The sequence below is a fragment of the Paracoccus amoyensis genome (genome assembly GCF_014490725.1).
GTDB classification, from domain to species: domain Bacteria; phylum Pseudomonadota; class Alphaproteobacteria; order Rhodobacterales; family Rhodobacteraceae; genus Paracoccus; species Paracoccus amoyensis.
This window is the reverse complement of sequence record NZ_JACOQL010000005.1, coordinates 305,972-321,883: the sequence shown is the minus strand read 5'-3', so window position 1 is coordinate 321,883 and position 15,912 is coordinate 305,972. Positions and strand designations below refer to the sequence as shown.

General features: G+C 58.7%; 9 protein-coding genes. 4 read left to right on the top strand and 5 right to left on the bottom strand.

The genetic code is table 11. The features are described 5' to 3' along the window. Positions 1-610 precede the first annotated feature (610 nt). From H4P12_RS17025 to H4P12_RS17015, 3 genes are all read right to left on the bottom strand, one after another. On the bottom strand, positions 611-829 hold the full coding sequence (locus H4P12_RS17025; RefSeq protein ID WP_187794853.1) for a hypothetical protein: 219 nt from the start codon (positions 827-829) through the stop codon (positions 611-613). Positions 830-1,083: 254 nt separating this feature from the next. Beyond that, positions 1,084-1,245 (bottom strand): hypothetical protein, encoded by a 162-nt coding sequence (locus H4P12_RS17020; protein ID WP_187794852.1) that lies wholly within the window; start codon positions 1,243-1,245, stop codon positions 1,084-1,086. Positions 1,246-1,564: 319 nt separating this feature from the next. Then, on the bottom strand, positions 1,565-6,979 hold the full coding sequence (locus tag H4P12_RS17015; RefSeq protein WP_187794851.1) for a DUF3320 domain-containing protein: 5,415 nt from the start codon (positions 6,977-6,979) through the stop codon (positions 1,565-1,567). Positions 6,980-7,724: 745 nt separating this feature from the next. Between H4P12_RS17015 and H4P12_RS17010 the strand changes: the two genes are divergently transcribed. Genes H4P12_RS17010 through H4P12_RS16995 form a run of 4 tightly spaced genes read left to right on the top strand, consistent with a single transcriptional unit; the run spans position 7,725 to position 13,536 of the window. After that, positions 7,725-9,890, top strand: a complete 2,166-nt coding sequence (locus H4P12_RS17010; protein WP_187794850.1) for a type VI secretion system Vgr family protein — start codon at positions 7,725-7,727, stop codon at positions 9,888-9,890. A 3-nt stretch (positions 9,891-9,893) separates the two neighbouring features. Beyond that, on the top strand, positions 9,894-10,958 hold the full coding sequence (locus tag H4P12_RS17005; RefSeq protein ID WP_187794849.1) for a DUF2169 family type VI secretion system accessory protein: 1,065 nt from the start codon (positions 9,894-9,896) through the stop codon (positions 10,956-10,958). Then, complete coding sequence (locus H4P12_RS17000) at positions 10,955-12,523, top strand: DUF4150 domain-containing protein (RefSeq protein ID WP_187794848.1); 1,569 nt, start codon at positions 10,955-10,957, stop codon at positions 12,521-12,523. The genes H4P12_RS17005 and H4P12_RS17000 overlap by 4 nt, the downstream gene beginning before the upstream one ends. A gap of 14 nt (positions 12,524-12,537) precedes the next feature. Beyond that, on the top strand, positions 12,538-13,536 hold the full coding sequence (locus H4P12_RS16995; protein ID WP_187794847.1) for a hypothetical protein: 999 nt from the start codon (positions 12,538-12,540) through the stop codon (positions 13,534-13,536). Positions 13,537-13,989: 453 nt separating this feature from the next. On the opposite strand, the gene H4P12_RS16990 is transcribed toward H4P12_RS16995, so the two are convergent. Together H4P12_RS16990 and H4P12_RS16985 are read right to left on the bottom strand one after the other, a co-directional pair. Next, positions 13,990-14,586, bottom strand: coding sequence for a type 1 glutamine amidotransferase domain-containing protein (locus H4P12_RS16990; RefSeq protein ID WP_187794846.1), 597 nt, complete (start codon positions 14,584-14,586; stop codon positions 13,990-13,992). Between the two features lie 11 nt (positions 14,587-14,597). Then, on the bottom strand, positions 14,598-15,875 hold the full coding sequence (locus H4P12_RS16985) for an NADH:flavin oxidoreductase/NADH oxidase family protein (protein ID WP_187794845.1): 1,278 nt from the start codon (positions 15,873-15,875) through the stop codon (positions 14,598-14,600). Positions 15,876-15,912: the final 37 nt, after the last annotated feature.

The window sequence follows — 15,912 nt, the reverse complement described above, 5'->3', positions numbered from 1 at the left end:
GAAAAGGTCGAGGCAATCGGCCTCAAGATTTGCAGACCCCAGGCGACTTCCGGCAACATAGGGCTATCGCTGGCTTGCTGCGCACTAACCGATAATGCCACAATTTGAAGCAATGCAATGGCAGCTAACAGGCACGCTTTCATAACACAAACTCGCATTACAAACAGTGACTTATGACAATCAGGTTACCATCGTAGAGTAACCTTTACAATAAATATAAACCGTTAATGATTTCAGTTCCATTTGCGCCTAGATGGCAATTGTAACTGAACCCATAAATTGACCATTCGATACGCACAGGACAACGATTGAGCGACTTCCGACCGCGCACTTGTCCATTCTGCCCCTCATAACTTGTCCATTAACCTATCGGCATCCAAAGAAAAAACCGCGCGCTCTCGAGCGCGGTTCTGTCAGTGGAAATGGGTTCAAACTTCTCCTATCGCTTGAAAAAAGCGATCATTGCGCTCGTAGAGGCGGATTGAGATTGGCCCCGGCGGAAACGCCGGGAGAATTCCGCGCGCCTCCAAGCGACAAAGCGCTTCGTTGGGGAAGATACGCAGAGCGCGCGCGGCCTCTGTCAGGGAGACGTAGTGATGTCGAAACGCCTCTACGTCCTTCCGATTAAACACGGGCCTTGAACCATTTTGGCGTCTTCTGCTGCAGCGTGGAGATGTTTAATCACCGCACAATCGAGAAAACGCAGCAAGTGATGCTCATCCGCAAATCCAACCCGCCGATTGGCCGGCATCTGAAACCCGGCCTCATCCGCCAATTCTTTAAAAGAATAATAAGCTTCCGCCAACACTTCGAGGCTTTCTCGCGCCATGAGATCCAAACAATTCCCTAGATCAATCACCGCGCCTACAACGAATGCGCGGCCTGATCTTCGACGCTTGACCTTTGCTTCGGCCTATTCCCACGCACGACGCGGGTCAGCCTCCCAGAACTACGTCCCAGGCCCGAGCCAGTGATATTCCTGATTGCTGCCTTCGAGCACCGAACGACCGGCGAGGATATTTTCACCGACGTCAGAAACACAGCCATGGTAACCAAGAACGCATGAGGTATGAAGCCTTGCCATCAGGCGGTTTTTAAGCCACTATACTCCAGTGCCATATTGCCATCCTTAAGATAGATTCCCTCCTTTACCAAAGCCTTCTTAGCGGCCTTGGGCGACTTCGTGGCCTTCTTCGTGTAGGCTTTCAAAGCCTTTTGCAGCTCTCTCTTAAAGGATTTGTTCATGACCTGCTCCAGCCCTAAGGGCCAATCCAAAGCTGCGCAAACTACACACACTACAGCATTTCTGCGCCTAAACGGTATAGTTGCACGATTTTCCGCACTAAGCAACTAAGACACAAGACTCAAACCCCATCCTCGGCTCCCGGCGCCCATGGCGGAATGGTCATGCTCCTGAAGCGATCGGGGATGCTTGCACCGATGCGGACTGAAGCAGTCCGTTCTGTTCCTCCAGTTGGCCGGATCGCTTCGCGAATTCAATTCCTTCGAGAATTCTGCGCTTCAGGACCTCGCTTGTTGCTTTGAAACCGATGCCGCGCGCGATCTAGGTGACCAACTGGTCCTCAGGCGCACCATAGTTCGCGATCGCGATCGCCACCGCACCCGCGGCGATTTCGTTGAGAGATATGGTTTCCGGTTTGCGCAGTCCCGGCGAGGCGACCATTGAGCGATCTCTCATCACGACGCGGCGTCCCTCGACCGAAACGAAGTCACCATCTCTAACGATTGAGCCTTTTCGAGCGGCAACATCAGCGGCTGCGCCGACGGCATCCCGTATGCGCGCTCCAGCTCTCTTCAGTCCCCAAGCCTCACGGATCCGGGTTACGACCTCGTCGAAATGGACCGGACCTTCGATCTCGGCGACGCGCTCTACATAGGAGATCATCAGATCCCTCGGCAATTCATGGAGCGCTTCAAAATGGTGAGGCGTGCGTTGCAGAGGAGCCTCCTCATAAAGGTTCGGCACCGATACCCCCGCTGCGGCCGCCTCGCCCATCTCGACGCCCATCAAGGTATAATCACCAGCGTCTTGCGACGTGATCCGGACCGTAGGTTTCTGACGCTTCACCTCCCGGGCGGCGTCCTCCGCTTTGGCGGCATCTATGGCGGCGATCGCACGTGCCAACTCTTGTTGCGGTCGCTGGAACCAGTCGGTGCTCCAGATACGATGAATGTGCCAGCCGTGGCTTTCGAGAACCGACTGACGGAGCCGATCACGATCCCGCGCGGAAAGCGCATCGTGATATGCGGCACCGTCGCATTCGATCCCGAGAAGATATCGACCCGGTCGTTCCGGATCAGAAACCGCCAAGTCGATGAAGAAGCCAGCCAGCCCCACCTGCCGATGGACATGGTAGCCGCGCTCTTGCAGCGCTTTCGCGACCTGCTCCTCAAACACGCTGTCATGATCCCGAGCGGTCGCCTCGCCCATGGCAAGATTGCCGGTGCGGGCGAAATGCAGGAACATCCGGAAAGCGAAAACGCCCTTGCGGGATTGGGCGAAGTCTGGATCAATATCCTCGTCTGTCATCGATGAGAATACCTCGCATCGTTGCTTCGCGCGGCTGATCAGCACGTTCAGACGCCGTTCGCCGCCCTCCGACCCGAGCGGGCCGAAGCGCATCGGCACCCGCCCGCCCGGAACCGTAGGACCGTAGCCGACCGAGATGAAAATTACGTCCCGTTCGTCGCCCTGCACGTTTTCCAGATTTTTGACGAAGAACGGCTCCGAAGGATGGGAATGGAAGAAGCCCTCCGTTTCCGGATGAGCGCGCCGCAACAATTCCAACTCATCTAGGATCGCCCGGCGCTGAGCTACGGAGAAGGCCGCCACCCCTAGCGAGAGGTCCGGGTCGGAGAGCGCGTGTTCGATGATCGCCCGCGCAACCTCCTTCGCCTCAATTCGGTTGCAGCGTTTGCCGCCCGCGTCGAAGAGCCCATCAGGAAGATGATGGAAACGGAGCCCCATCCCCGCCTCCGCAGTATAGGGGCTCGGAACCACGAAAAGCTTGCTCTCATAAAACTGCCGGTTGCTGACTGCGATTAGGGACTGGTGCCGGCTGCGATAATGCCAGCGGAGCATTTGCATAGGCAGCCCACGCGCGGTGAATAGGCCAAGGATGCTTTCGATATCCGTGACCCGGCTACCATCATCCTCGTCCTCATCGCCGCCACCAGTCATTCGGGCGAAGAACGCGGTCGGCGGCAGCTGGCGAGGGTCACCCACAACGACGACCTGTCTGGCGCGAGCCACCGCGCCGAGCGCATCGACCGGCTGGATCTGGCTCGCTTCGTCCATCACCAGCAGATCAAACTCGACGGCACCGGGTGCGAGGAACTGCGCTACCGACAGCGGGCTCATCATGAACACCGGCTTGAGCGCTTGAAGCGCCGGTCCCGCCCTTTCGACCAATTTGCGGATCGGCATGTGTCCGCGCCGCTTCTGCAATTCGTTGCGAAGCACCCCGAGCGGACCGATAGCACCGCCGTCGCGAGGCGGCACACGCCGATAATGGGCGCGAACCGTCTCGTCGGCGGAAACCCGGATTCGCTGCAGGTCGAACTCCGCGAATTCGGCGACCTTTCTGGAATGGAGCGCACCATCGAAGCGTGCAAGATCCGCGTCCGCAGTAACCAGACCGTTATGCAGCGCCTCATAGTAGGCCATCTCGAAAGAGGGAACGACCCGCGTCGGCTCGAGCCGCCCATCTTCGAGACGATCCACCACGTCCTTGCAGCCGAGTTGCCGTCCTCGTCCGGCACGATCCCTGTAGGCGGTCCATTGGAAAAGGCCCTCGCCCGCAACGCTCCATTCACGAAGCCGCGCAGTAATCGCGCTCATCGTGACATCGTCCAGTTCGGCACCAAAAGACTTAGCCAGGTCAAGGCGGAGATCGGCAGCGAGCTTGACGATATCCGCGCCCAGACCTGCGGTTCGGGTCTCTATTTCGGTGGCTAGCTCTGCGGCGATCTGACGTTCCTCGACCTTTCCGCCCGCTTCTACAAGATCGGAATTGTCGGCAACCCATCTTGCAGAGGCCCGTAATTGACGCCAATCGGAGTCGGCGCCAGCCCATAGCGGCCCAAAAGCGGCGCTGGCGATGGGGTCACCCGCAGCGAGTAACCGTTCGGAGCGACGGCCCTCGTCAAGGCGATCGAGGAGCGCCAAGCGCTCTCCCCAAGTGGAGGGTAACTGTTCGAAGAGAAGGGAGGTGGCCTTATCCGCAGCAGTCAATTCCGCGGCACGACGCGCAAGGAGGTCCGCCGTCACTTCCGACGGTGTGCCCAGCAAGCGGCTAAGATGATCTGCCGCCTCCCGGATCCCTGTCAGATCTTTCAGACGGTCAAGAAGCTTGGAAACCTCCTCCCTCTGCGGCTCGCGCGTGACGATGCGTCGAACCGTTTTTCCGCCATCGCCCAAGCCGGCTTGCCATTCAACAACCGCGGCAAGCTGTCCAGCGTCAGAGCGCTCACCCCGCCAAAGGCCGCCGAAAGCCGAACGTCCCGCCGAGTCGTCCTTCACGATCGCAGCCCTTGCTACCTTTCCTCTCTTGAGCCGGTCCAACTGGGTCAGCGTCGTCTCGAGCGGTTGTCCCGGATTAACGAGGCAGGATCGCGCAAGCCGGTTCGCGCGCCGCCATTCGCCGCTGAAACTCTTGAGGAAACCGGCTCCGTGCGCGGCGAGCACGCTGCGCGTCTCGGTCAGATCGGTGTCCCAGGCCGCTTCCACGAGCTTGCCGTCAAGTTGTGATTTCGCATCCTGATACTCACGCACCGCCGAGACGAGATCCGCGAGCAATCCGGGATGTTGTTCCCAAATAGGGTCCGCCAGTGCGGCGGCCGGCGCTAACGGGGCCAAAGCAACATGTTCCGCGATCCGCGAAAGCGCCATGATCTCTTTGATCGTATCGGGTGGCGTCTCGCCGAGATGTTCGGCAAGATCATACGCCGCCTCAAGCGCGGGCGGCAACTTGCTGGCCAATTCTGCAATGATCTCGAAATCCGGCTCAGCGGCCGTCGGAGAAAGTGCCCTGAGCGATTCTCTCGCATCAAGATTTTCGCAACGCCAAGCATCGCCCGCGACCCGCTCCCGAAGCGCCTGACGAACTTCGCTTACCAGTTCTCCATTCCTTAGGATCTCCTCCAGTTCGGAGATATCTGACCAATTGCCCGAAGCGAGCGCTTCGCGCGTCAAGGGCGCTGCAGCGACGCGGTGCGCCAACTCGATCACCGCTTCCAGTTCCTTACCTGTGCGTGGGGCTTCGGCATGAAGCATCGTAGATAGCCGGGCAGAGGAGGTTTCGATCTCGCCACTTATTGCTGCGACCGTGGCAAGTCGTGTGGTCAGCCGCTCCACCTCCATTGGCGTAACGCTGACCAGTTCCACGCCATACCATATGTTCTGGGACGGATTGCCAATTTGGAGAACGCGCTCGACCAACTCGCGCAGAAGTCCATGCCGCTCCTCGAAGCCGTCGCGCGTCCACTCCTCCGGCCGATCAAGCCTGAGATCGTTCGGTTGCTCTCCCGAAGAGCGAAGCCGCACGAGCTGGCCAATAACCTGATAGGGCGTCAGGCCGGAAACGTGATCACGCTTGTGCATTCGGTTCGCATGGCCGTTCAATTCGCTGCGCAATTCTTCTAGGCGCGTGTTCAGTGAGCCGATGTCAGCTGTGCGCGGGGCGCCGTTTTCCCAAGTTCGCTTGATCTCATCCAGAACCGCCTTCTTGTTGGCCTTGCGACTGTGGAGTTCCAGACAGGCGGCACCAACCCCGGTCGCATCCAAGCGGCGCTTCACCACCTCCAGCGCGGCCATCTTCTCGGCCACAAACAGAACGGTTTTCCCATCCGCCACCGCCGCCGCGATCAGGTTTGCGATGGTCTGGCTCTTACCGGTGCCGGGCGGTCCTTGGATGACCAAATTGCGGCCCATCCTCACCTCATGAACCGCCAGGGTCTGCGAGCTATCGCTATCGAGAATGTGATGGAGTTCAGCCGGCGGGATCACCTCATCGATCGGCTGATCGTCCGGGTGAAGAGGCTCACCGGATTCAAAGCCGTCAGCCAAAAGCCCCTTCAGTAAGGGCTTCGAGGTGATCGGTGCCCCCGTCGGCCAAGTGGCGGGATCGAGGTCGCGATACATCATGAATTTGGCGAAAGAGAAGAATCCCAAGACGACCATGTCCGGCTCGACGCCCCAGCCATCCTTGCCCTCCAGCGAGGCGTCCACCGCGTCGAAATATGCCTGCAAGTCGAAGGCTTCGGAAATCTCAACTTCGGGCAACCGGATCCCGTGAATGCGGTCAAGAAAATTCTCGAGCGACAAGTTTGTCGCGAAATCCTCTGGGCGCGCACGCAGGCGGAACCTTTCTCCGGCCGTGCCGCGCTCCAGTGAGACCGGGATTAGCAGCAGCGGCGCGTGACGAATGTTCGTCTTGTCGTTGGGATCGACCCAGCGAAGCGCGCCCAGCGTCAGATAGAGAACGTTTACACCTTGCTCGTCCTCAAGGGTTCTCGCGTCGTAATAAAGGTCGAGCAGCCGTTTTTGAAGGCCTTCCGGGGTAAACCGGGTCTGAAGGCGGGTGTCCGTATGGCGTCCCGCAATGCCGCGCGCATCGATTTCGTCATCCTCGGGGAGCGCCAGGTCCTGGATAATATCCGGGTCCTCCTCGGCACCGCGGTCCTCCTCTTTCACATCAGATTGCTCGTCTGATAATTTTCGCGAGGGAAGGCCCGGAAGAAAGGTGAATGCCTTCGCCTCGCCGACGAGGAGACGAAAGATCTCGCTGCTGCGTTCGTCGACAGCCTCGACACTCTTGGCGGCTTTCGCGGACCTTGGCATATTGAGGAGCCTGTTGCGCGCCGACAGGTCCAGAAGCTCCATTCGTGCCCTGTCGAGTTTCTCCGCCAGGGTGCCGCCGCCCATATAGGATGTAGCTTCTGAGCCCAAATCGTCCAATGCAATCTCCATCGATAATCAGCGAGGCCCGTTTGGCGGGCCCCGCGTCATGATTCCCCGTAAGCGACCTAGGCGAACGCTTAAGGCGACACTCCGGCGAGGATGATCAGATTTCCATAAAGGCCTTTGTATGGCCAGATTTTTTTACGATATGAAAGGGCCTGTATCGCGTTTTTCTTTCGTTCAAATGCATTAACCCCTTAGGTTATGTGAAACGGCTCTTCCCAGCTCTTTGTGAATTTCGTTTAAAGACGAGCCGGATCGAAGGCGGGCGAGGAAAGTGTCCCCTCTCGTAAACGGGTGCAGCTGAAGGACGGCTTCCAAAAGCTTTCCGTTTATGGGAACGTCAGATCGCCCATCAAAGCTTTACAGGCGGAACCTTAACGTAATTTTAGGGCACGATTTTGAAGAACGGGTGGCTGTTGTAGAAGAACGGGTGGCTGTTGTAAGAGAGTAGCTGTTTTAGGAGGATCAGAATAGCCTATTGTTTTCCGCGTTTTCTCCGGCCGAGCCGGAACGGAGGAGCTTGGTTCTATGACTTACGATTATGGCAAGGACGCAAGATTTACCTCGTCTTCGCAGCGACGTTTGCAATCATCTTTCCAGCCACACAAGCTATTTCAGCTTGGGTCTGGGACTGAAAGATGAGAAGTCGCAATGAACAAAAGAGGCTTGGCATCTGTCATCGATGATGGCAGGTTACCTGAGCATTTGAGCAAATACATATACGGTCGGAGTCTTCATCATGAACGCGCCGCTACGCCAATCTGACCGCCTCGGTCGGCTGACGACCTCGCTCGGCGACGATACTTTGGCGCTCCTCCGCTTTGATGGCAGCGATCATATGAACGATCTGTTCGAATATCGGGTCGAGGCGCTTGCTGCGCGAAATGATCTGGATTTTGACGCGTTGATCGGAACCCATGCCACTGTGGAGATCGAGGGTCGTGACGGCGTCCAGCCCTTCGACGGCATCGTGACGCAGGCTCGATGGGCCGGGGTAGGCGAGAACGGCCATCGCTATGATTTGGTGCTGCGGCCATGGTTCTGGCTGGCAGGGCGGCGGCGCAACCAGCGCATCTTCCACAGCAAGACCGTGGTGCAGATTCTGCGGGAACTGCTGGACGACTACGCCTCGCTCGGCGATCCGGCGGTGGAGGTCCAGTTGTCGCAGGATTACCCGGTTCTCGAATACACCGTCCAATATCGTGAAAGCGATCTGAGCTTCGGCCGCCGCCAGATGGAGCGGCATGGCATCAGCTTCCATTTTCGTCATAAGGTGGGCAGTCACACGCTGGTGCTGACCGACGACGTGCTGGCGCATGAGACGATCGGATCGCGACCCTACAAGTCCTATGACGGACACCATCAGGCCGAGGGCGAGCATTTCTGGGACTGGTCGCCAGAGCGCAACATCACCACCGGCGCGATCCGGCTGACGGATTACGACTTCAAGAAGCCTGTGCAGGCGATGGAGGCGAATCGCCTTGGCGATGCCGCTTACGCGCAGGGTCAGATCGAGAGCTTCGACTATCCGGGCGATTATCTGGCGCAGGACGTGGGAAAGATCGTCGCGGGCTTGCGCACGCAGCAGGAGCGCGGAGCTGACCGACGGAACCGGGCAATAGGTGACTGCCTAAGCCTGCGTGCCGGCAAGCGGGTCACTTTGTCGGGTGACACGATTCCTGGCATAGGTGAGACCTATCTGTGCTTGTCAGCCAGCCATCATTTCGTAAGCGAATCTTATGGTTCTGGTGTTCAGGACAGTGACGGCTACAGCTTCACCGGCAGTTACACACTGATGCCGGACACCGCACCGATGTCCCCGCCCCGCCAGACGCATGTGCCGGTAGTGCAGGGACCGCAGACGGCGGTTGTCGTCGGTGAAGGCGAGATCGACTGCGACGAATATGGGCGGATTCTGGTGCGGTTTCATTGGGATCTCGATGCTGCGCATTCGATGCGCTGCCGTGTGAGCCAGAATTGGGCCGGCGGAGGCTGGGGCGGCATGGTCATCCCCAGGATAGGCATGGAGGTGCTGGTTGAGTTTCTGGAGGGTGACCCAGACAAACCCATTGTTGTGGGAAACGTGTTCAACGGGAAGAACGATACGCCCTATCCTTTGCCCGCCAACAAGACCAGGGCCGTCTGGCGTTCGAATACACACAGAGGCAGCGGATTTAATGAGATCAGCTTCGAGGACGAGTCGGGCGCAGAGAACATGTTTTTTCATGCTCAGAAGGACCAGACGCTTAAAATCCTGAACGATCGCAGCAAGAATGTGCGCAACGATCAGGTCGAGACCGTCGGCAGAAACAAGGCCATTGATATCGGACAGAACCATCAGGAAAGCATTGGTGGGTCGATGAACCTTTCTGTCGGAGGCGGCGGCGTCGGGATATTCGGCCTGCTGGGCGGGATCGCGGCGGCGGGTGGTGCAGACGCGCTTTCCGGTTCGGAAGCGGTCGGCGACAAGTTACTTTCGGGCTTTGTCGGTAATCTCGCCAACACCGGAACCGCCATGGCCGGCTTGACGGCCTTGGCCAATGCCGGCTTCGCACAGTCGGGCGATCATAAGGCCGCAGGCGGGGCGTCGCAGGCCTCGGCCGCAGCCAGCCTAGGCTCGCTGCTCTCGAAGACAATGCCGATATCAGGAGTAATGAACACGGTCATCGAACACTTTGCCTCGGACACGATCGGGGTCGCCCGGACCGAGCAGATCGGCGCCTACAAGAACACGTCGGTTGGCCATACGATGACGGTCCATGTCGGTAAGGAGTTCATCATCAATGTGGGCAAATCCAAATTTGTGATGGATAGCGAAGGTAACGTAACCATCATAGGGACAAAGTTTAATTTCTCAGCTTCCGGTCATGTTCAGATCAACGGAAAGATTGTGGATATCAACTGACCCATGCTGGTTGAGAACACCTCAGGCATCGCCGGACTGGCATTCGAGCAATTGCATCGTGATGGCCAGACGATGGCCGTGACAGTCGCACGCGGCAAGTGGCGGTTGTTTTCCGACGGCACTCTGCAGGCGGTAGAATCGAAAATCCTTTTGGCGGATATGTTCGCAGGCGACCCGCATCGCAACGACCTGCTGATAGCCGGAGATCTTATTCCCTATAAGCCAACCGCTGATGTGACATTGATTGGCGAGGCTCGCGCATCCGAGCCACAAAAGAGTATTACAGCGGGGATCCAGATAGGTAGCCATTCTGCATCCCTGCGAGCAACGGGTCCGCGTCAATGGGTTTACGGAAAATCGGGCTGGACGATGACAGAGGCGCCCGAGATTTCACAAACAACACTCAGCTACCGCGCCGCATCGGGCGGTCGAATCATCGGGCATCCCGATGGTGATGTCGACCCGCGCAACCCGATCGGTTCCGGGTTGATTGACCCTGAATTCACACCGACCCAGCGAACCTATGCCGCCCCAAATATCGATGCAGAGCACGCACCCATATCCTTAGATCCGCGGCAGCCAGCCGCGCCTCAAGGTTTCGGTCCGATCCCGCCGTGGTGGCAGGCGCGCAGCCAGTATGCTGGGACTTATGACGGTGATTGGACGGAAAACCGAAGCCCGCGCCTCCCCGCCGATTTTGATTATCGGTTCTATCAAACCGCTCATCCAGGGCTGATCCAGCGTTCTTATTTGCACCCCTCGCAATCCGTCCGCACGATTGGATTGGCTACCAGCGGACAGGGGCTTGACTTCACTCTGCCAGACCTCGTGCCTTGGGCGCGTTTCTCGTTCAGCGACGGGCGCGAGGTAGACGTAAGACTGAACCTCGACGGAATGCATCTGGATATACGCGGCGACGAATGGTGGCTCGATCTTACCTGGCGCGGCTGGATGGAGATCTGTCCAGCGTTCTACAGGGTGGATTTGCATTCAGATGATAGCGCCAGCGCTCACGCGCGTGATCTGGTCTGGGCCGGTCTGCACAGCCTTTCGACGGAAGCGCCATGAGTATCCCGCGCGAAGGGAGTCGCGACACGGCGAAGGGTCTGATCATATCGGTCACGCCCGATGTATGCCGAACACCGGTGGGCAGTTCTACCCCTGCCATCCCCTACTCCGTCTACGCGATCCAGCAGGAGGACGCGAATACCTGCGCAACGGTAAGACTGACCGGCCAGAGAGCGCATAATCTGAGCTCTCTGGTAACGCGGACCCATGGAGACGAACCGGGAACCGCGCTTGGCGTGCGATCCGGAACCGTTGGGTCCGTGGTTGAACCCAAGGGGCATTCTGCCAACGTGCGGTTCGAGGGCAGGCCCGCCGTCCGACACGGCGACGAATGGTGGATGAATAGCCGAAATACGATCGGCAAGCTGGTCTGGGTCGAAAGCGCCGAGGTCTTTGCTCCGACGCCCGCCATCGACCTGACACACAATCCGCAGAGTCAGCTCGGCTCGGCACAGATCGAAGAGGTTCAACAGCGCGGCTTCGCAGCATATCAGGTAGCACAAGCGGCGCACGTGATGAATGACGCATCTCCCCGCTTCCCGACGCCGCCAGCCTCACAACCATCGCCAAACTCGGCGCCCGACACCTCGATGCCGCGACCGGGACCGGGACCGGGACCGGGACCGGCAGCGAACGACAATGTCGCGCCGAAGCACAATCGTCTCCGCTTGCCCAGTATCGGCACGCTCGGCAGATTCGTCGCAAAGCGTCTCGGCTTCGTCGGCGCCGTATTAACTGCCGTCGATGTCATCGACACGATGGTCCCGAATGCAGAAAAGATCAGAAACGGAGCCGATAATCTGGATCGCCAAGCAAATGATCTGCTTGGTGTAGATTACGCCGGGATGGACGGCTCGGGCGCTTTGTCAGCCGGCGACCTGGCGACGCTCACCGCTTGGGATAATCAGGCTGCGGGGATATTGCGGGACGCCGCACAGCGGATCCGTAACGAGGCCCTTCCTGTCGGAGATCTGGACCTCGCCCGGCAGATCGAAGCGGATGCCTTGGCACAGGCAGCCGCGGCATCACGCGGCGAACTTGCCGCGGATCCTGCGAAATCGGAAGTGACCGATGAGAATGTTCGCGTCGTCGCCGCGCCCAATCGGGGCGGCCCCGGAGGCCCCTGTGATTTTCATCAGCACGACGCAAAAGGTTGTCCCCAAAATTATCAGTCGCACCATATCATTCAGGACATGTTTTTCCGGATCGGCGGTCGAAATTCGGTCCTACGGCCAAATGGCGCACCGACATTGGGCAGCGGAATGGCTATATGTCTGGAGGAGGCAGCGCATTCCGCACTGCATGATCGCATCAACGGTCGCCTGATAGGCATCGGAGAAACTGCAAACCTGTTCGATCTGGCAGACATAAGTGCCGACGAGCTAAAAAAGCTGTTGAAAGAGAAAGGATTGAACTGTGATTCAGAGATTGATCGCATCTTAGATGAGTTCAAGAAAAATCTCGGCGAACGTGGCAATGAACTTCTGGGGCGACGTGCTGCAAGGCCTGGTGCGCAGGCTACAGAAGCGCTTCGGGATAGCTGGGGTTTACCGCCTGGACGGTAACAGGAGACAACGCTTTGGATATATCCCCTATCAAGCCATTCGATCCCGCAGACACCGACGAAGGCTGGCGTCAAATATGCGGAACCTGGCATAGCGACAATAAATTTTACGCAGCCTTGCGACCAAAGGATGCAACCGGCTTTGATGGCGAAGACATTTTGGTAATCCGCGATGACGCTTTCGGTCCGGGATTGCAATTCGTCGCTCTGCCCGATCAGGATATCAGCCGCCTGATAGACGGTCGCAACCTGCTCGATCCGGTTGACGCCGTTCTTCTTATTTCAGAGGGGCAGCTTCTATACCTCAGAAACGGCCTCATGCGATTTGAAGTCTTGCCTGGGTTCGAAAACTATCCCGATCTTCCGGCCTATATCTCGGGAATGTCAGAGGTGGATAACAAGCTGTGGGTCTCAGGATCACACGGCTACATCTTTTGCCGGGAAGGCGCTGGAAATTGGCGGCTCGCGACCGCAAACCTCATGAGTGGTAGTTCGCTGCAAGCAGTTGCAAATTTCTCGCTGAGCGGAATCGACGGGATCGACGGCAAAATTGTGGCTGTTGGCAGCGATCAAAACTATCGCGCCGCAGCCTTACAAACTATCGAGCCGGACGAATGGGCCCCACTTTCACTCCCCAGCAGCTGGCTGACAGGCATCAGCCAGATGGACGGCAGGTTTTACATCGCGGCGCGGAACGGTGAAATCTGGGTCGGCTCACCCGAGGAAGGTTACAGGTCCGCTCTAACTCAACATTACAATGTAGAGTTCAACGCTATTGGTTGCTGGAATGGCCAGATCTATGTCGCAGGTGCCGAGGGGCCGCTTTGGCGCATCGTTGACGGCGCGCTGGAAGAGGTAGTTATTCCAGGGCCGGATTATCTATATGCAAACCGCTTCGAAGTCCGCTCGCAGGACTGCATCATTGATGCACAGAACGGTTTTGCAGTCCTGCAAGATGACGGAATCTGGCGGCGGATCAATGTGCCTTGGGGGCCAGGAACTTTCCCCGCCTAGCATGTCAACCTGTTTATGAATGGTTTCAAGCTTTTTGCGAGATGCACTGAGACGAGCACTTGCAAGGTGTTTACGGGAGATGAAACTGTGGACATATCTCCGATTAAACCGTTTGACCCTAAAGAAACTGATGAAGGCTGGCATCAGATATGCGGAATCTGGCATTCTGACGACAAATACTACGCGGCTCTGCGGCCTAAGGACGCGTCGGGCTTTGATGGCGAGGACATCCTCGTGATACGTGACGATGCGTTCGGGCCAGGGCTCGTCTATGCGGCCCTTCCGGAGCAGGAAATTTCGGCAATGATCGACGGTCGCGACCTGCATGATCCCATCGATGCCGTGCTGTCGCTTGATACGGGTCGTATCCTGATGTTGCGTGATGGCCTAATGCGCTACGAGGTGATCCCAGGGTTCGGGATCGAATACCCGAGACCAGCGAGCATCTGGACCTTAGCCGAAATCGATGGGCAGCTTGCTGTAGTGCGCACCGCGTTCCTTCATCTGTTCCTCGGCGTTGTAAGGCATCTCTTTGGCGACCCCGGCCAACACCTCTTCGCGCCATGAAAAGCCGGTCAGCTTGCGGTCATTGACCAGCAGTTCGCCATTCGACAGGCGCGTATTCAGAAGCCCGCAATAGCCGTGACAGACCGCGCCGACGATCTTTCCGTCTTCCCAGATCTCGCGCGTCAGGCGTTGCAGACCCTCGCAGTCGGGGAAGTCCCACATCACCGCGTGACCGCCGGTGAAATAGATTGCGTCATAGTCGTGGATGTCGATCTGATCCGGGCTGGCGGTGCGCTCCAGCAGGGCCATTTTCGCCGGGTCGTTCAGCCAGGCTTTGGCGCTGGCATCCAGCAGCGGCCATTTCAGGGCGCGCGGCTCCAGCGGGACATGGCCGCCGGCGGGGCTGACAAGCTGCTGTTCCCAGCCCCGCGCGGCGAACTGATCCCAGGCATGGGTCAGTTCCGACAACCAAAGCCCGGTCGGGTGATCGGGATCATCGAAATGGGCGACATTACTGACGACATTCAGGATACGTTTGGTCATTTGCGGGGCTTTCAGGCAGTGCTGCGGTGCTGCAGCCAGTTTCGATAGCTGTGGTTCAGCCGGCGCGTGCGCAGTTGATCGCGAACCAGCACGTAAGGCGCCCAAAGCTTGAAGGTCGGCGTCTTGCCCCGGCCCATCCGCTGCAACTGCCGCTTGGTCAGCGCCATCGTGGCCAGGCTGGCGAGGCTGCTTTTCCACGTCACCTTGGGCACGTCGATCACGTCCTCGGCCCGCTTCCAGCGATTGGGCAGGTCGGGCGCATAGGCCAAAGCCTGCGCGATGCCGACCATGGCGACGCCCGCACGGCCGTCCTCGGGCGCCAGCGCATCCTCGGCTGTGGCGCGGCTGCGAATGCCGCCGGTGACCATGATGGGCATGGCGGCGACGGCCACGATATCGCGGGCGAAGTCGAGGAAATAGGCCTCGCGCCTGCGGGTGCTGGCGCGCTTGGTTTCCTGTTGCGGGCGACCGTGCATGGCCGGGCTTTCATAGCTGCCACCGGAAATCTCGACCAGATCGACGGCCTCATGGTTCAGCATCTGCACCACCGCCGCCGCGTCCTTGGCGTCGAACCCGCCCTTCTGGAAATCGGCCGAGTTCAGTTTCACGCCAACGCCGAAGCCTGCACTGGCCCGCGCGCGGGTGGCGCGAACGATCTCGATCACGATCCGGGCGCGGTTTTCCAGACTGCCGCCCCATTGATCCTCGCGCCGGTTGGTCAGCGGCGACAGGAACTGGCTGAGAAGATAGCCATGCGCCGCATGGATCTCGACCCCGTCGAAGCCCGCCTTTTCGGCCAGTTCGGCGGCCGTGGCAAACTGGTCGATGACGCGGGCGATATCCGCCTCGGTCATGGCACGGGGTTTGGTGAACATATCGGAATATTTGCCCATCTCGACCGGCACAGCCGACGGTGCAATCGCGGTCGGGTTGGTCTTGGCATAGACCTGTCGGCCCGGATGGTTGATCTGCATCCACATCCGTGCACCTTTTGCCTTGCCCGCCTTGGCCCATTCGCGGAACGGTTCAAGCGGCTGCTTGCCGTCCAGCACCACACCACCCGGCCCGGTCACGGCATCGGCGGCGACCATGACATTGCCGGTCAGGATCATGCCCACGCCGCCAGCGCCCCATTGCCGATAAAGGCCCAGCAGCGCGGCACCGGGCAGATGCCGGGCATCGGCCATGTTTTCTTCCATCGCGGCTTTGGCGATGCGGTTGGGGATGACCTGACCGTTCGGCAGAGTCAGCGGGCTGAAAAGCGTTTTTTCTTGGGGGGAGTCCAGCATTTTCGCGATCCTTGATTTCGGTTCGCTGCCTATATAG

Bases quoted from the DNA above. Each gene is read 5' to 3' on its own strand.
- H4P12_RS17025 (WP_187794853.1), bottom strand. From the start codon at position 829: ATGGCGCGAGAAAGCCTCGAAGTGTTGGCGGAAGCTTATTATTCTTTT.
- H4P12_RS17020 (WP_187794852.1), bottom strand. From the start codon at position 1,245: ATGAACAAATCCTTTAAGAGAGAGCTGCAAAAGGCTTTGAAAGCCTAC.
- H4P12_RS17010 (WP_187794850.1), top strand. From the start codon at position 7,725: ATGAACGCGCCGCTACGCCAATCTGACCGCCTCGGTCGGCTGACGACC.
- H4P12_RS17005 (WP_187794849.1), top strand. From the start codon at position 9,894: ATGCTGGTTGAGAACACCTCAGGCATCGCCGGACTGGCATTCGAGCAA.
- H4P12_RS17000 (WP_187794848.1), top strand. From the start codon at position 10,955: ATGAGTATCCCGCGCGAAGGGAGTCGCGACACGGCGAAGGGTCTGATC.
- H4P12_RS16990 (WP_187794846.1), bottom strand. From the start codon at position 14,586: ATGACCAAACGTATCCTGAATGTCGTCAGTAATGTCGCCCATTTCGAT.
- H4P12_RS16985 (WP_187794845.1), bottom strand. From the start codon at position 15,875: ATGCTGGACTCCCCCCAAGAAAAAACGCTTTTCAGCCCGCTGACTCTG.